General features: G+C 61.8%; 18 protein-coding genes. 6 read left to right on the top strand and 12 right to left on the bottom strand.

The window, feature by feature from the left end; all coding sequences use genetic code 11:
- Positions 1-54: 54 nt before the first annotated feature.
- A complete protein-coding gene (locus tag C5F71_RS02780) occupies positions 55-1,383 on the bottom strand; it encodes a hypothetical protein (protein ID WP_070995059.1) in 1,329 nt (442 codons plus the stop codon).
- Between the two features lie 217 nt (positions 1,384-1,600).
- Between C5F71_RS02780 and C5F71_RS02770 the strand changes: the two genes are divergently transcribed.
- From C5F71_RS02770 to feaR, 3 genes are all read left to right on the top strand, one after another.
- Entirely contained in the window at positions 1,601-3,100 is a 1,500-nt protein-coding gene (locus C5F71_RS02770) for an APC family permease (protein ID WP_104910581.1), read from the top strand.
- Positions 3,045-3,665, top strand: coding sequence for a DUF3156 family protein (locus C5F71_RS02765; protein ID WP_177410395.1), 621 nt, complete (start codon positions 3,045-3,047; stop codon positions 3,663-3,665). Before C5F71_RS02770 ends, C5F71_RS02765 begins: the two co-directional genes overlap by 56 nt.
- Positions 3,666-3,773: 108 nt before the next feature.
- A complete protein-coding gene (feaR, locus tag C5F71_RS02760; RefSeq protein WP_070995056.1) occupies positions 3,774-4,709 on the top strand; it encodes a transcriptional regulator FeaR in 936 nt (311 codons plus the stop codon).
- Positions 4,710-4,861: 152 nt separating this feature from the next.
- On the opposite strand, the gene C5F71_RS02755 is transcribed toward feaR, so the two are convergent.
- Both C5F71_RS02755 and C5F71_RS02750 read right to left on the bottom strand, forming a co-directional pair.
- Positions 4,862-5,227, bottom strand: coding sequence for a cupin domain-containing protein (locus tag C5F71_RS02755; RefSeq protein ID WP_029294333.1), 366 nt, complete (start codon positions 5,225-5,227; stop codon positions 4,862-4,864).
- Between the two features lie 30 nt (positions 5,228-5,257).
- On the bottom strand, positions 5,258-6,556 hold the full coding sequence (locus C5F71_RS02750) for an FAD-binding oxidoreductase (protein ID WP_104910580.1): 1,299 nt from the start codon (positions 6,554-6,556) through the stop codon (positions 5,258-5,260).
- Between the two features lie 206 nt (positions 6,557-6,762).
- Here C5F71_RS02750 and hpaR (C5F71_RS02745) point away from each other — a divergent pair, with 206 nt between their 5' ends.
- A complete protein-coding gene (hpaR, locus tag C5F71_RS02745; RefSeq protein WP_029294338.1) occupies positions 6,763-7,185 on the top strand; it encodes a homoprotocatechuate degradation operon regulator HpaR in 423 nt (140 codons plus the stop codon).
- Positions 7,186-7,320: 135 nt separating this feature from the next.
- Here hpaR (C5F71_RS02745) and hpaI read toward each other — a convergent pair whose 3' ends face one another.
- The 8 genes from hpaI to C5F71_RS02705 form a co-directional block, all read right to left on the bottom strand.
- Positions 7,321-8,121 (bottom strand): 4-hydroxy-2-oxoheptanedioate aldolase, encoded by an 801-nt coding sequence (gene hpaI / locus C5F71_RS02740; protein WP_104910579.1) that lies wholly within the window; start codon positions 8,119-8,121, stop codon positions 7,321-7,323.
- A gap of 18 nt (positions 8,122-8,139) precedes the next feature.
- Positions 8,140-8,943 (bottom strand): 2-oxo-hept-4-ene-1,7-dioate hydratase, encoded by an 804-nt coding sequence (gene hpaH, locus C5F71_RS02735; RefSeq protein WP_104910578.1) that lies wholly within the window; start codon positions 8,941-8,943, stop codon positions 8,140-8,142.
- Between the two features lie 12 nt (positions 8,944-8,955).
- Positions 8,956-10,260, bottom strand: a complete 1,305-nt coding sequence (locus tag C5F71_RS02730; RefSeq protein ID WP_029294344.1) for an MFS transporter — start codon at positions 10,258-10,260, stop codon at positions 8,956-8,958.
- A gap of 193 nt (positions 10,261-10,453) precedes the next feature.
- Positions 10,454-10,846: a 5-carboxymethyl-2-hydroxymuconate Delta-isomerase gene (locus tag C5F71_RS02725; protein ID WP_070995053.1), complete on the bottom strand. Its 393-nt coding sequence runs from the start codon at positions 10,844-10,846 to the stop codon at positions 10,454-10,456.
- Between the two features lie 70 nt (positions 10,847-10,916).
- Entirely contained in the window at positions 10,917-11,774 is an 858-nt protein-coding gene (gene hpaD / locus C5F71_RS02720) for a 3,4-dihydroxyphenylacetate 2,3-dioxygenase (RefSeq protein WP_029294348.1), read from the bottom strand.
- A gap of 117 nt (positions 11,775-11,891) precedes the next feature.
- Positions 11,892-13,352 (bottom strand): 5-carboxymethyl-2-hydroxymuconate semialdehyde dehydrogenase, encoded by a 1,461-nt coding sequence (gene hpaE, locus C5F71_RS02715; protein ID WP_029294350.1) that lies wholly within the window; start codon positions 13,350-13,352, stop codon positions 11,892-11,894.
- 5 nt (positions 13,353-13,357) lie between these two features.
- Positions 13,358-14,128, bottom strand: a complete 771-nt coding sequence (locus C5F71_RS02710; protein ID WP_104910577.1) for a fumarylacetoacetate hydrolase family protein — start codon at positions 14,126-14,128, stop codon at positions 13,358-13,360.
- Positions 14,125-14,790, bottom strand: a complete 666-nt coding sequence (locus tag C5F71_RS02705) for a fumarylacetoacetate hydrolase family protein (RefSeq protein ID WP_029294354.1) — start codon at positions 14,788-14,790, stop codon at positions 14,125-14,127. Before C5F71_RS02705 ends, C5F71_RS02710 begins: the two co-directional genes overlap by 4 nt.
- A gap of 121 nt (positions 14,791-14,911) precedes the next feature.
- Here C5F71_RS02705 and hpaA point away from each other — a divergent pair, with 121 nt between their 5' ends.
- Complete coding sequence (gene hpaA, locus C5F71_RS02700) at positions 14,912-15,811, top strand: 4-hydroxyphenylacetate catabolism regulatory protein HpaA (protein WP_029294355.1); 900 nt, start codon at positions 14,912-14,914, stop codon at positions 15,809-15,811.
- Here hpaA and C5F71_RS02695 read toward each other — a convergent pair whose 3' ends face one another.
- Complete coding sequence (locus C5F71_RS02695) at positions 15,812-17,068, bottom strand: OprD family porin (RefSeq protein ID WP_029294357.1); 1,257 nt, start codon at positions 17,066-17,068, stop codon at positions 15,812-15,814.
- A gap of 213 nt (positions 17,069-17,281) precedes the next feature.
- Here C5F71_RS02695 and hpaR (C5F71_RS02690) point away from each other — a divergent pair, with 213 nt between their 5' ends.
- The gene (hpaR, locus tag C5F71_RS02690) at positions 17,282-17,704 is read left to right on the top strand and encodes a homoprotocatechuate degradation operon regulator HpaR (protein ID WP_029294359.1); all 423 of its coding nucleotides are present in this window, start codon (positions 17,282-17,284) and stop codon (positions 17,702-17,704) included.
- Positions 17,705-17,719: the final 15 nt, after the last annotated feature.

Raw genomic sequence — 17,719 nt, 5'->3', positions numbered from 1 at the left:
AGCCCGCTCGCCACAGGAAGCGCCATCACAGGCCAGTCACACCACAACCAAACCTCAGAACGGCACAGCCACCACCAACTGGCTGTACACGTTGGTGCCGTTACCGCCGACCTGGTTGCCGCCGTTGTCCTGGTCTTTGTCCGGTTGGTACAGGCCAATCAACGGCGTGATGATCAGGTGGTCATTCACCGCCCATTCGGCATACAGGTCCAGTTCGCGGCCATCGAGGTCGAGCATGTTGCGTTTGCTCACGGTCTGGTAGTCGAAGAACAGCGCGCCGAGGGTCAGGTTGTCCAGCGGCTTGACCTTGAGTGCTACATGCTGCACCGCAGTGTTGGTGTTGTAGGGCCCGGAGTAGTTGCCCGCCACTTCGCCCTGGACCCAGGTGCCATAACCGCGGTTGAAACCGGCGAACAGTGCATCCCAATTCTTCGAATAGCGCGCATAACGGTAGGTCAGGTCCGGCGACCAGGGCAGGTCGGCAAAGGTATAGCCGGCTTCGGCGTACCAGGCTTTTTCTGGGCCTGGGTCCTTGTCCTGCCAGGCGTATTCAAACGAGAAGTGTGCGTTGTCGATCCCGGCATTCCCGCTGCCACGCAGGCTGTAGAGGTTCATGCCCTTGCGCTGCTTTTGCACGTCACTGGCATAGCGCTCGTCCACATCGATGCCATGCAGGTACGTCAGGCCCAGGGTGCCCGGTGCGGCGCTGTATTCCAGGGTGCCGATGGCCATCTCGGTCAGGGCCTGGGCGCGGTTGTCGGACTCGATCCACATCAGGCTGCCGTGCAAGCCGTCCTTGCCGCCCAGGCGCACCACCGCAGCCTTGTCGAAAGCATGCCGGGCCGCGATGTAATAGGCGCCGCCACGGTCGAACTCGCCATCGGCCACGCCATTGCCCAGGTTCGGGCCGTCGTCATTGATGATAAAACCATCGCCCACGGTGATGATCTGGCGCCCGTACGACAGGTCCAGGCCATCCTTGCCCAACGCCGGCAACAGGTCCCCCGAGCGCCAGCCAGCAAAGGCTTCGTCGAACTTGGTGGTGCGCTCGCTGCCGTCGGTCACACGGGAGGCATCGCCATCGCCCCAGGTGCCAGAACTCACCAGGTTGGCGGTGCCATACACACTGCCCAGGCCGCCCAGGGTCTGGTCGACGCTCAAGCCATACTTGATAAAGCCTTCCCGCCACGTCGAGCCACCCGGGCTGCCCTCGTAGTTCTTGCGGCTGTTGAACATGCCGTACACGGCCAGGAAGTTGCCGGTGACGGTGGTGTCGTCGTCGGCATACAGTTCGATTGCCTGGGCCGCAGGTTGGCCGATCAACAGCGCCAGCCCCAGGCCGACAGCCGGGTGCAGGTGGCGGGTTTTGAGTGTGTGCTCCATTGTTATAGTCCCCAGCAAGATGAAGTTGAGGGCGCATTAGGACGAGCGTCGGCGGCACAAGTCTTTCACCTGCGTGCCAGGCAATTGATCCTGGCCGCCACGCCGCAAGCCCTGGCAGGGAGCAACAAAACCGGCGGCAGCCAGGGGCAAGACGATCAGGTTGGGCGGGGCGCACAGTGCAAACACTTCTAAAAAATCCCTTTCGAGGATCTGCACCATGTCGATCAATGACAGACTTACCGCGCACCTGAACCGGGGCACGGTGGGCTTTCCCACCGCGTTGGCCAGCACCATTGGCCTGATCATGGCCAGCCCGGTGATTCTCACCGCGACCATGGGTTTTGGCATCGGCGGCAGCGCGTTTGCGTTGGCCATGCTGATCGCCGTGGTGATGATGCTGGCCCAGGCGACGACCTTCGCCGAGGCCGCCTCGATCCTGCCCACTACCGGCTCGGTGTACGACTACATCAACTGCGGCATGGGCCGTTTTTTTGCGATCACCGGTACCTTGTCGGCCTATTTGATCGTGCATGTGTTTGCCGGCACCGCCGAGACCATCCTCGCCGGGGTCATGGCCCTGGTGAACTTCGAACACCTCAATACCCTGGCCGAATCCGCCGGGGGCTCCTGGCTGCTTGGCGTCGGTTTTGTGCTGGTGTTCGGCGTGCTCAATGTGTTTGGCGTCAGCGCCTTTGGCCGCGCCGAAATCATCCTGACCTTCGGTATGTGGACCACCTTGATGGTGTTTGGCGTGCTGGGCTTGATCGCCGCGCCGGCAGTGCAACTGGACGGCTGGTTTGGCGAGTCCCTGGTGGGCAGCGACCTGGTGACGGTGTTGTCCCTGGTGGGCATGGCGATGTTCATGTTTGTCGGCTGCGAATTCGTCACCCCGCTGGCGCCGGACTTGCGCCAGTCGGCCAAGGTCATGCCACGGGCGATGATGCTCGGCCTGATGGGCGTGGCGACGTGCATGTTCATCTATGGCGCGGCCATGAAGCGCCAGGTCGAAAACGTGGTGCTGGACGCGGCCAGTGGCGTGCATCTGCTGGACACGCCCATGGCGATCCCACGCTTTGCCGAACAGGTCATGGGGCAGATCGGGCCGCTGTGGCTGGGCGTCGGTTTTCTGTTTGCCGGCGCCGCCACCATCAATACCTTGATGGCCGGTGTGCCACGGATTCTCTACGGCATGGCGGTGGATGGCGCGCTGCCGAAGGTGTTCACCTACCTGCACCCACGCTTCAAGACCCCGGTGCTGTGCATCCTGGTGGCGATGCTGATTCCCTGCCTGCACGCGCTGTACCTGGGCGGCAACACCGACAACATCATGCACCTGGTGCTGGCGGCGGTGTGTGCGTGGAGTTTTGCCTACCTGCTGGTGACGGTGTCGGTGGTGATCCTGCGCATTCGTCGTCCCGACTTGCCACGGGCCTATCGCTCGCCGTGGTTCCCACTGCCGCAGTTGCTGTCCAGCGCCGGCATTCTTTTGGGCATGTGGTTTATCACGCCACCGGGGATGAACCCGGTGGATATCTACGTCCCGTTCGGCGTGATGCTGGGCGGTACGGCGGTGTATGCGCTGTTCTGGACCCTGGTGGTGCAGAAGGTCAATCCATTCAAGCCGGCGTCGGTGGAAGACGTGCTGGCCAAGGAGTTTGCCAATGAACCGGGTCACGCTCACAGCGGCTATGTCAGTGCTGCGGCAAAAGCTGTCTGAACTGTTCAGCGCACAACGGGCGCCAGCGGGCTATCAGCCGGGGCGCACCCTTGGGCAACTGCGGCGCAACCTTGGGCTGGCGCGTTTCGAGCAAGTCTCGCCGACCTTGGCGCGGGTTGCCCTGGACGACGACAGCCTGCACCTGGAAATCCGCGAGCGCACCGAATCGCAGTTGTTGATGCACCTGGTCATGACGGAGTTCAGCGTGCGCCTGCCTGCCTCGACAGAGGGCGCGGCGAGTTTTGCCTTGCACCATGGCGGGGCTGTTCGACGGACCGGGATCCACTGTCGGCAACGCATGGGCGAACGTGCTTTGTTGGGGCAACTGCAGGCGCGTCTGCAACACGACAGCGCCTTGCACCAGGCATTGATGCCCCTGGATTTCAAACGCTTGCACATCGAGCTGCGCGACCATCAATGGCATGTGTGCCTGGAGCATATGGGCGGCAGCGAGGTGGTCAACCGCATGCCGGCCTTTCGGCGCTACATCGCCTTGAGCCGCGTGCAGCGCGATGCCTTGCTGGCTGCGCTGGTGGGCTTGCAGCGCGTATTGCGCACGCTCTGATTGGCATCATTAGTGCAAACACAATGGCGGACAGGTACTTGTTGCGCGCATATAGATAACATGTTAACTATTGCCCGACAAAAACAATAAGCCATTGTGGAGACACCCATGGGTATCCAACAGAGTGCACAACAGGGGCTCGACACCTGGAACCGCGACTTGCGTGCGATGTGCGGCCACTTCGACACCGAACTGGCTTTCAACCGTTCGCTGTTTATCGGCGAGTTTTCCATGCTTTCAAACGGCGGGTTGCCCTTGGCCAGCCTGCGTACCAATGCCGGCCTGATCAAGCGCCAGGTTTCCAATCCCGACCATGATAACGACCAGGATTGTTTTTTGGTCAGCCAGCGCAGCGGCTATTCGCAGATCGTGCAGAACGGCCAGCGGGTGCAACTGGCCCCTGGCGAACTGCTGCTGATGGACTCGGTGGGCTCCATTGAAATCACCCCGTTCGGCTTGATCGAACATACCTCGCTGTCGTTGCCGCGCGCTCAGGTGTGCAAGCAGATGGGCAGCCAATCGAAGACCTTTGGCAAGATTTCCTCCAGCAAAGCCTGTGGGCGCATGTTGCATGTATTGATGGACCAACTGTGCAAGGGCAGCGAAGGCGCCGAGGATGAGGTCGAGGCGTTGCAGTGTGCGTTTGTGTCGCTGCTGGGCTCAGCCCTGGAGCAGGACGACGACGCGCGCGACGATACCAGCGCGTTGCAAGGCAACAACCTGCGCAGCTACGTGCAGAAGATCATTGATGAGTCCCTGAGCCAACCCGGCTTGAGCCCCGTTGGCCTGGCCAGCCGGCTGAACATCTCGGTGCGTCATTTATACCGGCTGTTCGAGGAGCAGGACGATAGCGTCTGCCGCTACATCCAACGTGCGCGGCTCAAGCGCAGCGCTGATGACTTGACCAACCCGTTCCTGCGTAGCGAATCGATCACTTCGATTGCCTACAAGTGGGGCTTTACCGATTCGGCGCATTTCAGCCGTTCGTTCAAGAAGCAGTTTGACCTGTCGCCCAAGGCGTTCCGTTCCAGCCGGATGGCCTGAACCCCATTCATCAACCACCGAATGTGGGAGCGGCGGTGCGACGATTCGACTTGCCCGCGATGGCGGTGGATCAGTCAATGTATGTTCTGACTGAGCCACAGCTATCGCGGGCAAGCCCGCTCCTACATAAAGCAAAGCGATTGCTCTGGGGGTTATACGACCGCGAAGTAGTGTTTGACGAAACTCTCGCTCAGCACTTCCCACAGCACGGGCGTGCCCTGGGTCACGAACCAGCTGTCGCCCGCTTTGTAGGTGGTGGTTTGGCCGCTGGCCTCGTCGGTCAGGCGCACTTCGCCGGTGACTACCGTGGCCTGTTCGTTGAACGGGTAGACCATGCGGAACTTGCCTTGGGTGGTGCCGAAGTAGGCGCTGCTGACCGGGTCGGTCGGCGCACCGAAGGTCATTTTGCCGAAGGCCTTGAGTTCGCCGGCGAGGATTTCGGAGCCGAGGTCGGCAACGGTGCCCCAGGCGTCGAGTTCAGACAGCTGGATATCTTTCTTGAGGGTAACGAGGGTCATGGCAGGTGCTCCAGAGGGATAAAAAAGGGGTTAGCGGCGACCATTCCAGTAACCGGACAGTTGGTGCCAGGATTTGCCCGCCGTCAGCAGCAGCGGGCGGATTGCGTCCTTGCCGATAATCGTCGGGCGGTGGATCGAACTGACCAGGTCATAGCGCGCCGAGCCTTCGCTCATGCCTTCGGCCAGGACCTTGCAGATGATGTGGCTGGGGGTGACGCCGAAACCGGAATAACCCTGGACGAAGAACGCATTGCTGCGCCCCGGCAGGGTGCCGATCTGCGGGAACAGATTGGGACTGCAGGCCATCGGGCCGCCCCAGGCCAGGTCGATTTTCACGTCATTGAGGTAGGGGAAAATCTTCAGCATCAGCTTGCGGTTCCAGGCCTTCAAATCGCCGGGAATGTGCTCCACCAACGGCGTGGCGGCGCCGAACAACAGGCGGTTTTCATTGGTCACCCGGTAGTAGTCGATCACCGGGCGGATATCGCTGTAGGCCCCGCGAATCGGGCTTATGCGCTGGATCAGCTCTTCGCTCAACGGCTCGGTCATCATCTGGAACGCGTAGGTATTGATGGTCGAGCGATGCAGTTCCGGCTCCAGTTTGTTGAGGAAGCTGTCACACGCCCATAGAAGTTTGCTGGCCTTGACCGAGCCGCGCCCGGTACGCACGGTGATGCGCTCGCCGTAGCTGACTTCCAGCGCCGGGCTGTTCTCGAAGATCCGCACGCCATGCCCGGCCAGGGCAGTGGCCTCGCCCAGCAGCAGGTTCAACGAATGCACATGCCCGCCGCCCATGTGCAGCAGGGCGCTGCTGTAGGCGTTGGAGCCGATGATCTGCTGGACGTCGGAGCCGCCGAGGAAGCGGATCTCATGCTTGCTGTTGATCGACTTGAAGTCTTTTTCCCAGGCCCGCAGGGTCTTTTCCTGGCGGGCGTTGAAGCCCATATAGCCGTAGCCGTGGCAGAAGTCGGCGTCGATGTTGTACTTGGCGATACGGTCCTTGATGATATCGGCGCCCAGGTCGCTGATCTCGAAGACCTGGCGCAGGCCGTCCTCGCCGACGTCGTTCTTGATCTTCTCCAGGTCATGGCCAATGCCGGCCATGATCTGCCCGCCATTGCGCCCGGTGCCGCCAAAGCCCAGGTAGCGCGCTTCCAGCACGACGATATTGGTGATGCCCTTTTCCGCCAGCTCCAGGGCGGTATTGATCCCGGAAAACCCGCCGCCAATCACCACGACGTCGGCCTCGATGTCCTGTTCCAGGGTGGGAAAGCTCAGGTTGTACTTCTTGGTAGCGGTGTAATACGTGGGGGTTTCAATATTGATCATGGCGCAGCCTGAAAAGTGAAGGAAGGCTCTAAAGCAGATGTCTTCATTAGGGGCCTTGGCGGGATCAATGTCTTGATCCTGCGTGCCGGGGCTTTTGATTCAGCGCGCCATGGACGTGCGCGACCACTAAGTTATAGCGCGAGCGCGGGGCGGGGATGTTAGAGTTTCGTTAAAACATTAACTAAATATCACGTGATCCTGACTCTATGCTCAAACCCCGGCAGTCCCTGACCCTCACCCTGTTGCAGGCCCGCGAAGCGGCCATGAGTTTTTTCCGCCCCTCGCTGAACGAACATGGCCTGACCGAGCAGCAATGGCGGGTGATCCGCATCCTCAATCAACACGACGAACTGGAGATTTACCAACTGGCGGAACTGGCCTGCATCCTCAAGCCGAGCATGACGGGCGTGCTGGTGCGCATGGAAGCGGCGGGGATGATCCACCGGCGCAAGGCCGAGCAGGATCAGCGACGGGTACTGGTGACCCTGGCGGACAAGGGCCGGGCGAGTTTTGCGTCCATGAGCCAGTGCATGGAGGCCAACTACCAGCGCTTGCAGGAGCAGTTGGGGGCGCAGAAATTGCAGACCTTGCTGGGGCTGCTCGATGAACTGAAAAACATCAAGCGCTGAAACACCACACATCCAAAAGGTGGGAGCGGGCTTGCTCGCGAATGCGTAGTGTCAGTCGATATATTCGCCGGCTGAACCACCGCTTTCGCGGGCAAGCCCGCTCCCACATTTTGCACCTGGGGTGTTTGGAAGGGATCAGTACACGCCACCAGTACCGACTGGTGACGCTGTACCTTTGAATTTCTCCACCAACCCCTGCAACCCGCGCATCAGCACCGTGGTATCCACGCCCACCGCGACAAACCCTGCGCCCAGCTCGATATAACGCCGGGCCAGTTTTTCATCGGCACTGAGAATGCCCGCCGCCTTGCCCGCCTGGCGAATCCGCGCAATGGCGTCCTCGATGGCCGCTTGCACGTCAGGGTGCCCCGGATTGCCCCGGTGCCCCATGGACGCACTCAAGTCCGCCGGGCCGATAAACACTCCATCGACGCCCTCGACGGCGGCAATCGCATCGAGGTTGGCCAGGCCTTGCAGGCTTTCGATCTGCACCAGCAGGCACATTTGCGCGTCGGCCTGGTCCAGGTAGCCGTCGATGCTGTTCCAGCGCGAAGCCCGCGCCAGGGCGCTGCCCACCCCGCGTATGCCCTGGGGCGGATAGCGCATGGCGCGCACCAACTCCCGGGCCTGGGCGGCGCTTTCGACCATCGGCACCAATAAGGTCTGTGCGCCGATATCCAGCACCTGCTTGATCAGCGCGGTGTCGCCGATCACCGGGCGAATCACCGCCTCGCTGGCGTAGGGCGCCACCGCCTGCAATTGGCCGAGCATGCCGCGCAGGTCATTGGGGGCGTGCTCGCCGTCGATCAACAGCCAATCGAAACCGGCATTGGCCGCCAGTTCCGCGCAGTACGCGTCAGCCAGCCCGAGCCACAGGCCGATTTGCGCTTCACCGCAATTGAGCCGCTGTTTGAAGCGGTTGATAGGCATGTCCATGAAACAGTCCTCCTGGGGTCAGACGAAACGGCAGGAAATCGAGCCGAGCATGTCGTAGTCGACATGGAAGGTATCGCCTGGGCTGGCCGCCACCGGCCGGGTAAACGAGCCGCCGAGGATGATCTGCCCCGGCAGCAACGTGACGTCGTAGGGCGCCAGTTTGTTGGCCAGCCAGGCCACGCCCTTGGCCGGGTGGTTGAGCACGGCGGCCGAGACCCCGGACTCTTCGATCACGCCGTTGCGGTACAGCACCGCCGGTACTTTGCGCAGGTCAATCTCGGTCGGCCGCACCGCACGGCCACCCATGACCACGCCAGCGTTCGCCGCGTTGTCGGAGATGGTGTCGAACACCTTGCGCGTGGCCTTGGTGTGCGGGTCGATCTGCTGGATGCGCGCGTCGATGATCTCCAGGGCCGGGATCACCCACTCGGCGGCGTCGAGCACATCGAAAATCGTGCAGTTGGGGCCCTTGAGCGGCTTGCCGAGGATGAAGGCCAGCTCCACTTCGACCCGCGGCACGATAAAGCGCTCGAACGGAATGTCGGTACCTTCCTCAAACAGCATGTCGTCGAGCAGCGCACCGTAGTCCGGTTCGGTGATGTTGGACGACACCTGCATGGCCCGCGAGGTCAGGCCGATCTTGTGCCCGACCAGCTTGCGCCCGCCCTTGATCTTCTGGGCGACCCAGGCGCGCTGGATGGCGTAGGCGTCCTCGATCGTGATGTCCGGATGATCGAGGGAAAACTGGCGTACCTGTTCGCGGCTGCGTTCGGCATGGTCCAGCTGGGCGGCGGCTTGCAGGATGAGCTGTGGATCGAGCATGACGAGGGTCTCTTACTGAGGGTTGACGATGGCGGCGTTGGTGCGCAACACCAGCAGGCCGCCAAGGGCGATAAACAGTGCCAGCACGTACAGGGCGAGGCTGGCGCTTTGGGTGGTGTCGCGCATCCAGCCGATCAGGTACGGCGCGAGGAACGAGGCGATGCTGCCAAACGAGCTGATCATGGCGATGCCGGCGGCCTGGGTGCAGTTGGACAGGAAGGCCGGTGGCAGTTGCCAGAACATTGGCAGCGCGGCGCTGGCGCCCATACCGGCGACGATCAGGCCACCCATCACCACCAGCGAATTGCCCGGTGCCAGGCCGGCCACGGCAATCCCGACGGCGGCCATCAGCAGCGGCACACACAAGTGCCAGCGGCGTTCGCGGTTGCGGTCCGAGGAGCGTCCGCAGCCGATCATGAAGAAGCAGCCGGCCAGGTACGGCACGGCGCTCAGCAGGCCGACCTGGCTGTCGCGGCCGATGCCGGCGCCGTGGATCAGGGTGGGCATCCAGAACGCCAGGGTGTTGACCGCCAGCATCACGGCAAAATAGATCGCCACCAGCAGCCACACTTGCGGGTCGCGCAGGATGCCGCCGAAGGAGGTGATGGACTTGCGCTTTTCTTCGGTGCTCAGCTGTTCGCGCAATTGTTGCTTTTGCGCGGGCTCCAGCCATTTCACCGTTTCAAAGCTGTCCGGCAGGTACTTGAGCACCACCAGGCCCAGCAGCACCACGGGCGCGCCTTCGATCAGGAACATCCACTGCCAGCCGCGCATCCCGCCAAAGTCGTGGAAGTTTTCCAGGATCGCCCCCGAGAGCGGTCCGCCAATCACCCCGGCCATGGGCACGGCGATGGCGAACAGGGCGGTGATCTGCGCCCGACGGCGCGCCGGGTACCAGCGGTTGAGAAACACCAGGATCCCTGGGAAGAAACCCGCTTCGGCCACCCCCAGCAAAAAACGCAGGACGTAGAAGCCGGTGGAGCTTTCGATCCACAGCATGCTGGTGGACAGGATGCCCCACACCACCATCAGGCAGGCGATCCAGCGCCGAGGCCCGACGCGGTCCAGGGCGATGTTGCTGGGCACGCCGAACAGGGCGTAGGCGATAAAGAACAAGCCGGCACCGAAGCCATACACCGTGTCGCTGAAGTGCAGGTCGCTGCTCATCTGCATCTTGGCGAACCCGATGTTGATCCGGTCCAGGTGGGCAAACAGGTAACAGATCAGCAACAACGGCATCAGTCGCCAGGTGACGGTGCTGTGGGTGCGATCATGCTCGGCAAGGGTGACGCTGTGGGCGGTATTGGCTGTGCTCATGATGTTGTACTTTTTGTCTGAGAGGCCGTTGTGGAGGCGAGACTGCCCCGTCAAGCGAATGAACCCACTGTAGGCGCGAGCTTGCTTGCCAAGGCCTCAAGGCCATTGCGGTTGTCCAGCAGGCACGCGTTATCGTTGACGATCTTCGCGAGCAAGCTCGCTCCTACAGGTGATCTCGTTCAGTCGATGGATGTCAGCCCGCCTGGTTGCTTAAAAATGCGTGGATGTTGTTCTGTTTGAAGTTCAATTGCGGGTGCAGCTCGATCATCTCGAACGACAGGGCCAGCAGCCGCTGAGCCTGCAGGGCGGCGAAGTGTTCGGTGATCACCGCGAACAGCGCCTCGGCCACGGTCTGGCGGGTGGCCAGGTCACGTCCGTGGCCGACCTTGAGGGTCATGTGGACGAAGGCGTAGTCGTGCTTGCCATCGGCCATGCGCCAGGTGTCCAGGCGTACGGCGCGGCTACGGATGCCGCCCAGGGGGAACACGCCACTGTCTCCCAGCACCTGGTGGACTTTTGCAAACAGCCCCGGCAGGTCGGCCTGGGATTCGAGGTTGTCGGTGTATTCGGCGATGAAATGCGGCATGCAAAGCCTCCTTCTGTGCGCGATTCAATGTGGGAGCGGTCTCGCCGGGCGAGACAGCTCCCACATGTATTCAGAGCGGGAAAATGGCGTTGATCTGGCCGGTGCCGGAGCTGCCGAACGGTTCGGTGATGATCTCTGCAGGGCGGTTGTACTCAGGCCCGCCAAGCAAACCCAGGAGCATCGCGGTGTCGTGCATCTTGCCTTCGCCAAAGCAGTGTTCGGCGTAGTCCGGGAGCATCGCGCAGAACTCCTTGAAGCGGCCTTCGCGCCACATCTGCACCACGTGCATGTCCACTTGCTTGTCGAACTCGCGAGTCCAGTTGTGGATGTTGGCTTCGGCCTCGCGGTCGTCGGAGAAACGGTGCGACAGAGAGCCGGACGCCAGCACCAGTACCTTGCGATCACTCTTCTCGATGGCCCGGCGCACGGCGGCACCAAAGGCAAAGCTGTCTTCCAGGCGATGCCAGGCGCACCAGGCGGCGATGGAGACCACATTGAATTTCTGTTCTTCGGGCACATCCATGTGCATGTAGCGCATGGGCACCAGGGTGCCGTATTCCAGCTCCAGGCTCGGGATGTTGTGGTTCATGCTGCGCACCCCGGCCAGGTTGGCCTCGGCGGCGATCAGCTCGCCCAACTCCGGGCAGCCGGGGTAGGCGTACTCCATGTTCTTGATGAAATGCGGCAGCTCATTGCTGGTGTAGGTGCCCTGGAAACGCTCGCCACCGTTGATGTGATAGCCGCTGTTGACCAGCCAGTGCACATCGAAAACCACGGCGGTGTCAGCCCCCAGTTCACGGGCGCGGCGCCCGATTTCCTTGTGCCCGGCAATCGCCGCGGCGCGGCAGCCGTGATGCTTGCCCGGCAGTTCCGACAGGTACATGGAAGGCACGTGGCAGATTTTCGCCGCCAGGACTACTTCACCCATGATCGTTCTCCTGATTTCATTATTCTTGTTGGGTTGTAGGAGCCGGCTTGCCGGCGACGAATGCACACGTCGCTTACATCGCGGGCAAGCTGGCTCCTACAGACAGCGTTCATGCAGTTACACACCCCAGCGCGGGATGTGATGGCTGCCCATGGAGATGCACACGTTCTTGATCTCTGCGAAAACTTCGAAGCTGTACTGGCCGCCTTCACGGCCGGTACCCGAACCCTTGACCCCGCCGAACGGCTGACGCAGGTCGCGCACGTTCTGGCTGTTGATAAACACCATGCCGGCCTCGATGCCACGGGCCAGGCGATGGGCCTTGCCGATGTCCTGGGTCCAGATATACGACGCCAGGCCATATTCGGTGTCGTTGGCCAGTTGCAGGGCCTGGGCTTCGTCCTTGAAGGGAATCAGGCACACCACCGGGCCGAAGATTTCTTCCTGGGCGATGCGCATGTTGTTGCTTACATCGGCGAATACGGTGGGTTGGATAAACTGCCCGCGTGCCAGGTGTGCCGGCAGGTTGGCCGGCCGTTCCAGGCCGCCTGCCACCAGGTTTGCGCCTTCTTCGATGCCAATCTTGATGTAGCCGGTGACTTTGTCATAGTGGGCTTGCGTGATCATCGAGCCCACCTGGGTGTTCGGGTCTTGCGGGTCACCGACAATCAGGCGCTTGGCGCGGGCGGCGAACTCGGCGACGAACTGCGGGTACACGCTCTCCTGGATAAACACCCGGCTGCCGGCGGTGCAGCGCTCGCCATTGAGCGAGAAGATGGTGAACAGCGCCGCATCCAGGGCGCGTTCGAGGTCGGCGTCTTCAAAAATCAGCACCGGCGACTTGCCGCCCAACTCCATGGAGTATTTTTTCAGGCCGGCGGTCTGCATGATTTTCTTGCCGGTGGCGGTGCCGCCGGTAAAGGAAATCGCCCGCACATCCGGGTGACGCACCAGGGCATCGCCGGCGGTGGCGCCGTAGCCCTGGATCACGTTGAGCACGCCCTTGGGGATTCCCGCTTCGAGGGCCAGGCGTCCCAGTTCGTTGGCCGTCAGCGGCGACAGTTCGGACATCTTCAGGACCGCCGTGTTGCCCAGGGCCAGGCACGGTGCGGTCTTCCAGGTGGCGGTCATGAACGGCACGTTCCACGGCGACACCAGCGCACACACACCCACCGGTTGGTAGAGGGTGTAGTTGAGCATCTGGTCGTCCACCGGGTAGCTGTGGCCGTCCATGCGCGTGCAGACTTCGGCGAAGAAATCAAAGTTGTGCGAAGCCCGTGGGATCAGCACGTTCTTGGTCTGGTGGATCGGCAGGCCGGTGTCCAGGGTTTCCAGTTCGGCCAGATGGGGCACGTTCTGTTCGATCAATTCACCAAGCTTGCGCATCAGGCGCGCACGCTCCTTGGCGGGGGTATTGGCCCACTTGGGGAAGGCTTCCTTGGCGGCGGCCACGGCCTGGGCGACTTCTTCGGCGCCGCCGCTGGCCACTTCACCAATCGCCTCGCCGGTGGCCGGGTTGTAGTTGATGAAGGTGTCTTTGCTTTCGACCTCACGGCCGTTGATCCAATGTTTGATCATGGTGCTCAAGCCTCTTTGGCGGCGGCAAAAAAGTCCGCCTCGCTGACAATTCGGTTGACCAGGCGGCCGACGCCTTCGACTTCCACCACCACTTCATCGCCGGGCACCACATCAGCCAGGCCTTCTGGGGTGCCGGTGGCGATCATGTCGCCGGGTTGCAGGGTCATGAAGCTGGACAGGTATTCGATCAGGTAGGGGATATCGAAAATCATGTCGCGGGTGCTGCCTTCCTGGCGCAGTTCACCGTTGATCCAGGTGCGCAGGGTCAGGTTGCTCGGATCTGGCACATCGGCCACATCGACGATCCACGGGCCGACCGGGGTGGTGGCGTCGCGGTTTTTCACCCGCAGGTTGGGGCGGTAGTAGTTTTCCAGGTAGTCGCGGATCGCGTAGTCGTTGCACACGGTGTAGCCGGCCAGGTACTCCAGGGCGTCTTCGCGCTTGACGTTGCGCGCCGGCTTGCCGATCACCGCCACCAACTCGCACTCGTAGTGCATGTAGACGATGTTGTCGGGGCGCCAGGTGACCTGGTTATGCCCGGTGTAGGTGCCCGGCGACTTGACGAACGCCAGCGGCTCGGTCGGTGGGGCGAAGGCCAGTTCGGCGGCATGGTCGGCGTAGTTCAGGCCCAGGGCGAACATATTGCCGGTGGCCGGTGGCAGCCACTCGACCTGGTCTTCGGCCAGCAACCGGCCGTCAGCCAGGCGCACAGCATTGAAATCTTCGACGTGGACCTGATGGACCTGGCCTTCAAAACGGATGCGCGCGTGTTTCATGGCTGTTCCTCGGCCTGGATGTGGTTGACCAGGCGGCCCAGGCCACTGATCTCGACTTCGACGGTGTCGCCGGGTTGCACATCCACCCGACCTTCAGGCGTACCGGTGATCAGCACATCGCCTGCGTGCAGGGTCATGAATTCGCTGATCTCGGCGATCAACCGGGGAATATCACGCACAAAGTTGGCGGTGGTGTTCTGCTGGCGCAGCTCGCCGTTGACGAACAGCTTGAGGCTCAACTGATGGGGGTTGGCGATCTGCTCGCGGGCTACCAGTTCCGGGCCAAGGGCGCAGAACCCGTCGCGGCACTTGGCTTTGACGGCGGGGCGGTAGTAGCTGTCTTCCGGCAGGCTGAATTCATTGACGATGGTGTAGCCCGCCACATAATCCAGGGCGTTTTCCACGCTGACGCGGCTGGCATTTTTGCCGATCACCACGCCCAGCGCCGGGCCAGGTTGCAGGCGCTGGCCAGCCGGATGAAGCACTACGCCGTCATGACCGTTGCGCGTATTGGGCGTCTTGATAAACAGCACCGGCTTGACCGGCGGCTTCTGGTACGGCGGCTGTTCGAATTCAGCGAGACGCTGGTTCAGCAAGCCCTGGTAGTTCAGCGCGACGCCGAACAGGGTGCCGCTGGCAACATCATGCAGGGTACGGCTCATGGATTTCTCCTGGCGATGGCGACTGCTCTGGAGGCAGTTCGTTAATGTGTTAACGTTATAATTAATATGTTAACTACCGTCAAGCATGGCAAAATCATCGGGTGCAAAAAACAATAAAGAGATGCCTGTGAAACCGATCCCCAACATCAACATCGGCCAGGTCTACGACCAGCGCTACAGTGATGCCGACGTGCATTACGACCGGCTCGGCAACCTGGCGGGTTTTTTCGGGCGCAATATGCCCGTGCATCGCCATGACCGGTTTTTCCAGGTGCATTACGTCAAGAGCGGCGCGGTGCGGGTCTACCTCGACGACCAGCAATACCTGGAATCCGGGCCGATGTTCTTCCTTACGCCACCGACGGTGGCCCATGCGTTTGTCACCGAAGCCGATGCCGACGGCCACGTATTGACCGTACGCCAGCAACTGGTGCGGGCGCTGATCGATGCCGACCCAAGCCTTGCCCCCGGCCCGCACGTGCCACCGGCCTGCGTCGCGCTGGCCCGCCTGGCGCCGCAGTTCCAGCCCGAAATCAAGCGGCTGGAGTGGCTGTTTGACGAGCTGTGCAACGAAATCAACAGCGCTGGCGCCGGTCGCGCAGTGGCCCTGGAAAGCCTGACCCGATTGATCATGATCAGCTTGCTCAGGCTCAGCGCCAATTCCCTGGAAGCACGCCCGGCGCGCCATGAAGACCTGCGCATCTTCCATCGCTTCAATGAGCTGATCGAAGACCACTATCTGCTGCACTGGCCGCTGTCGGCCTATGCCGAAGCCATCGGCGTCACCGAAGCGCGGCTCAACGACGTGTGCCGGCGCATAGCCGACCTGCCGTCCAAGCGCCTGGTGCTTGAACGGCTGATGCAGGAAGCCAAGCGCCTGCTGCTGTTTACCGGCAGTTCCGCGAATGAAATCTGCTACCAACTGGGCTTCAAGGACCCGGCCTATTTCAGCCGGTTTTTCCAGCGCTATGCACAGATGACGCCGGGGGAGTACCGCCTGCGCCAAGCGGGCCTGCGCTGATCACCACAACGCCAGGCTGTAGCCGATGATGATGCGGCTTTCGTCGATATCGCTGGTCAGGCCGTTGCTCGAACGCAGGGTCGCGTTACGCAGCCTGACATTGACGTTTTTCAACGGCCCGCTCTGCACGGTGTAGGTCAGGTCGGTATCGCGCTCCCATTCGCGGCCATTGCGCACGCTGGCGGTCCGCACATGGCTGCCATCCACATAGCGGGTCATGAAGGTCAGGCCCGGCAGGCCGAGGGCCGCGAAGTTGTAGTCGTAGCGTGCCTGCCAGGCATCGGTCTGGGCCTTGGTGAACACGTTGATGGTCACCAGGTTGACGGAGTAGGGGTCCAGGCCCGGGTAGGCGAAATCGCCGTCGCCTGAGAGGTTCTGGTAGCCCAGGCCGAATTTATGGGCCCCTGTCGACAGGCTCAGCATGCCGTTGAAGAAACGGTTGTCGATCCGCCCACCGTCCACCCGTGAGGCGCTACGCAGTGCTTGGTTGCCTTGCTCGCGGGTGTCGAAGTAACGCAGGTCGCTGCGCAGGCTCATGCCGTTGGCCAGCGGCAGGTCGTGCACCAGGCCGATAAAGTGCTGGCGGTAGATATCCTGCATCTGCGCGTAGTAGTAGGTGGTCGCCAACTGCGGGGTGATGGCGTAGGTGCCACCGGCCAGGTCCAGGTGGCTGCTGTCGACGCCGGCGTAGCTCATCTGGTCGTTGCTGGAGGAGTCGCGCAGGTTCTGTTTTTCCAGGCGGCCGAGGTTCAGGGTCAGGCCGGCAATGTCCTGGGACGTGACCAGTTCACCGGTGTAGGTCGAGGGCAGGAGCCGCGTGTCGTTGTAGGCGGCCACGGGCAACTGCGGCTGCAGAGTGCCGGCCTTGAGCACGGTTTTCGCTACCCGCACCTTGGCCGTCAAGCCCAGTTCGCTGTAGTTGTCGACAGGCTGCTGGCTGGCGCCATACGCCAGCAGGCCGGTGCCACGCCGGTCGCGGCTGGAGTCGAGCTTGACGCCCAATTCGCCCAAGGCATCCACGCCAAAGCCCACCAAGCCTTCGGTGTAGCCCGACTCCAGGCGCAGCACAAAGCCCTGGGCCCATTCATCGGCCTTGTTCTGTGGGGCGTTGGTCTGGCGAAAGTCGCGGTTCATATAGAAGTTGCGCAGGTCGAGGCTGGCCTTGCTGTCTTGGATAAACTCGGCGTAGGCGCTCAAGGGGCTGAACGTAGCGCACAGGCCGGCGCTGGCCGCCAGGGGAAGGAGGCGCAAATGCATGACAGATTCCTTTTGTTGTTTTTGTAGGTATCGCCCTTCGGATCACTCAAGGGAGTGGCATATTGTTAACATGTTATATTTATTATGGGTAGGTAATTTACGCGCCTGAAAAATAATTCGTGTTGAGGTTAACGAGTTTGTGCGGCGGCCGGCTTGCATGCCCGGGGAGGCGACCCTAAGCTTCGACGCTTCGATCTCTTTTGCGCGTGAACCATGTCCACTCCCAGACCTTCCCTGACGCTGACGCTGCTGCAGGCCCGCGAAGCCGCCATGGCGTTTTTCCGCCCGTTGCTCAACGAACACCAACTGACCGAACAGCAGTGGCGGGTGATTCGTATCCTGCGCCAGCAAGGTGAACTGGAAAGCCATCAACTGGCGCACCTGGCCTGCATCCTCAAGCCGAGCATGACCGGGGTGTTGGCGCGCCTGGAGCGCGATGGCATCGTGCGCCGGCGCAAGTCCAGCGAAGACCAGCGCCGCGTGTTCGTGAACCTCACCGAGCAGGGGCAACAGTGCTTCGTCGAGATGAGCGCGGGGATGGAAAGCAACTACCAGAAGATCCAGGAGCAGTTCGGCGAAGAGCAATTGCAGCAACTGCTCGAGCTGCTCAACCAACTGAAAAACATCAAGCCCTAAGCCCTTGTAGCAGCC

Source organism: Pseudomonas sp. LG1D9, from assembly GCF_002949995.1.
Taxonomy (GTDB): domain Bacteria; phylum Pseudomonadota; class Gammaproteobacteria; order Pseudomonadales; family Pseudomonadaceae; genus Aquipseudomonas; species Aquipseudomonas proteolytica.
The sequence above is the reverse complement of the archived record's forward strand: the minus strand, read 5'-3'. Positions and strand labels throughout refer to the sequence as shown.

What these genes read in the sequence shown, in the direction of transcription:
- C5F71_RS02780 (WP_070995059.1), bottom strand. Translation starts at nt 1,383, where the DNA reads ATGGAGCACACACTCAAAACCCGCCACCTGCACCCGGCTGTCGGCCTG.
- C5F71_RS02770 (WP_104910581.1), top strand. Translation starts at nt 1,601, where the DNA reads ATGTCGATCAATGACAGACTTACCGCGCACCTGAACCGGGGCACGGTG.
- C5F71_RS02765 (WP_177410395.1), top strand. Translation starts at nt 3,045, where the DNA reads ATGAACCGGGTCACGCTCACAGCGGCTATGTCAGTGCTGCGGCAAAAG.
- feaR (WP_070995056.1), top strand. Translation starts at nt 3,774, where the DNA reads ATGGGTATCCAACAGAGTGCACAACAGGGGCTCGACACCTGGAACCGC.
- C5F71_RS02755 (WP_029294333.1), bottom strand. Translation starts at nt 5,227, where the DNA reads ATGACCCTCGTTACCCTCAAGAAAGATATCCAGCTGTCTGAACTCGAC.
- C5F71_RS02750 (WP_104910580.1), bottom strand. Translation starts at nt 6,556, where the DNA reads ATGATCAATATTGAAACCCCCACGTATTACACCGCTACCAAGAAGTAC.
- hpaR (WP_029294338.1), top strand. Translation starts at nt 6,763, where the DNA reads ATGCTCAAACCCCGGCAGTCCCTGACCCTCACCCTGTTGCAGGCCCGC.
- hpaI (WP_104910579.1), bottom strand. Translation starts at nt 8,121, where the DNA reads ATGGACATGCCTATCAACCGCTTCAAACAGCGGCTCAATTGCGGTGAA.
- hpaH (WP_104910578.1), bottom strand. Translation starts at nt 8,943, where the DNA reads ATGCTCGATCCACAGCTCATCCTGCAAGCCGCCGCCCAGCTGGACCAT.
- C5F71_RS02730 (WP_029294344.1), bottom strand. Translation starts at nt 10,260, where the DNA reads ATGAGCACAGCCAATACCGCCCACAGCGTCACCCTTGCCGAGCATGAT.
- C5F71_RS02725 (WP_070995053.1), bottom strand. Translation starts at nt 10,846, where the DNA reads ATGCCGCATTTCATCGCCGAATACACCGACAACCTCGAATCCCAGGCC.
- hpaD (WP_029294348.1), bottom strand. Translation starts at nt 11,774, where the DNA reads ATGGGTGAAGTAGTCCTGGCGGCGAAAATCTGCCACGTGCCTTCCATG.
- hpaE (WP_029294350.1), bottom strand. Translation starts at nt 13,352, where the DNA reads ATGATCAAACATTGGATCAACGGCCGTGAGGTCGAAAGCAAAGACACC.
- C5F71_RS02710 (WP_104910577.1), bottom strand. Translation starts at nt 14,128, where the DNA reads ATGAAACACGCGCGCATCCGTTTTGAAGGCCAGGTCCATCAGGTCCAC.
- C5F71_RS02705 (WP_029294354.1), bottom strand. Translation starts at nt 14,790, where the DNA reads ATGAGCCGTACCCTGCATGATGTTGCCAGCGGCACCCTGTTCGGCGTC.
- hpaA (WP_029294355.1), top strand. Translation starts at nt 14,912, where the DNA reads ATGCCTGTGAAACCGATCCCCAACATCAACATCGGCCAGGTCTACGAC.
- C5F71_RS02695 (WP_029294357.1), bottom strand. Translation starts at nt 17,068, where the DNA reads ATGCATTTGCGCCTCCTTCCCCTGGCGGCCAGCGCCGGCCTGTGCGCT.
- hpaR (WP_029294359.1), top strand. Translation starts at nt 17,282, where the DNA reads ATGTCCACTCCCAGACCTTCCCTGACGCTGACGCTGCTGCAGGCCCGC.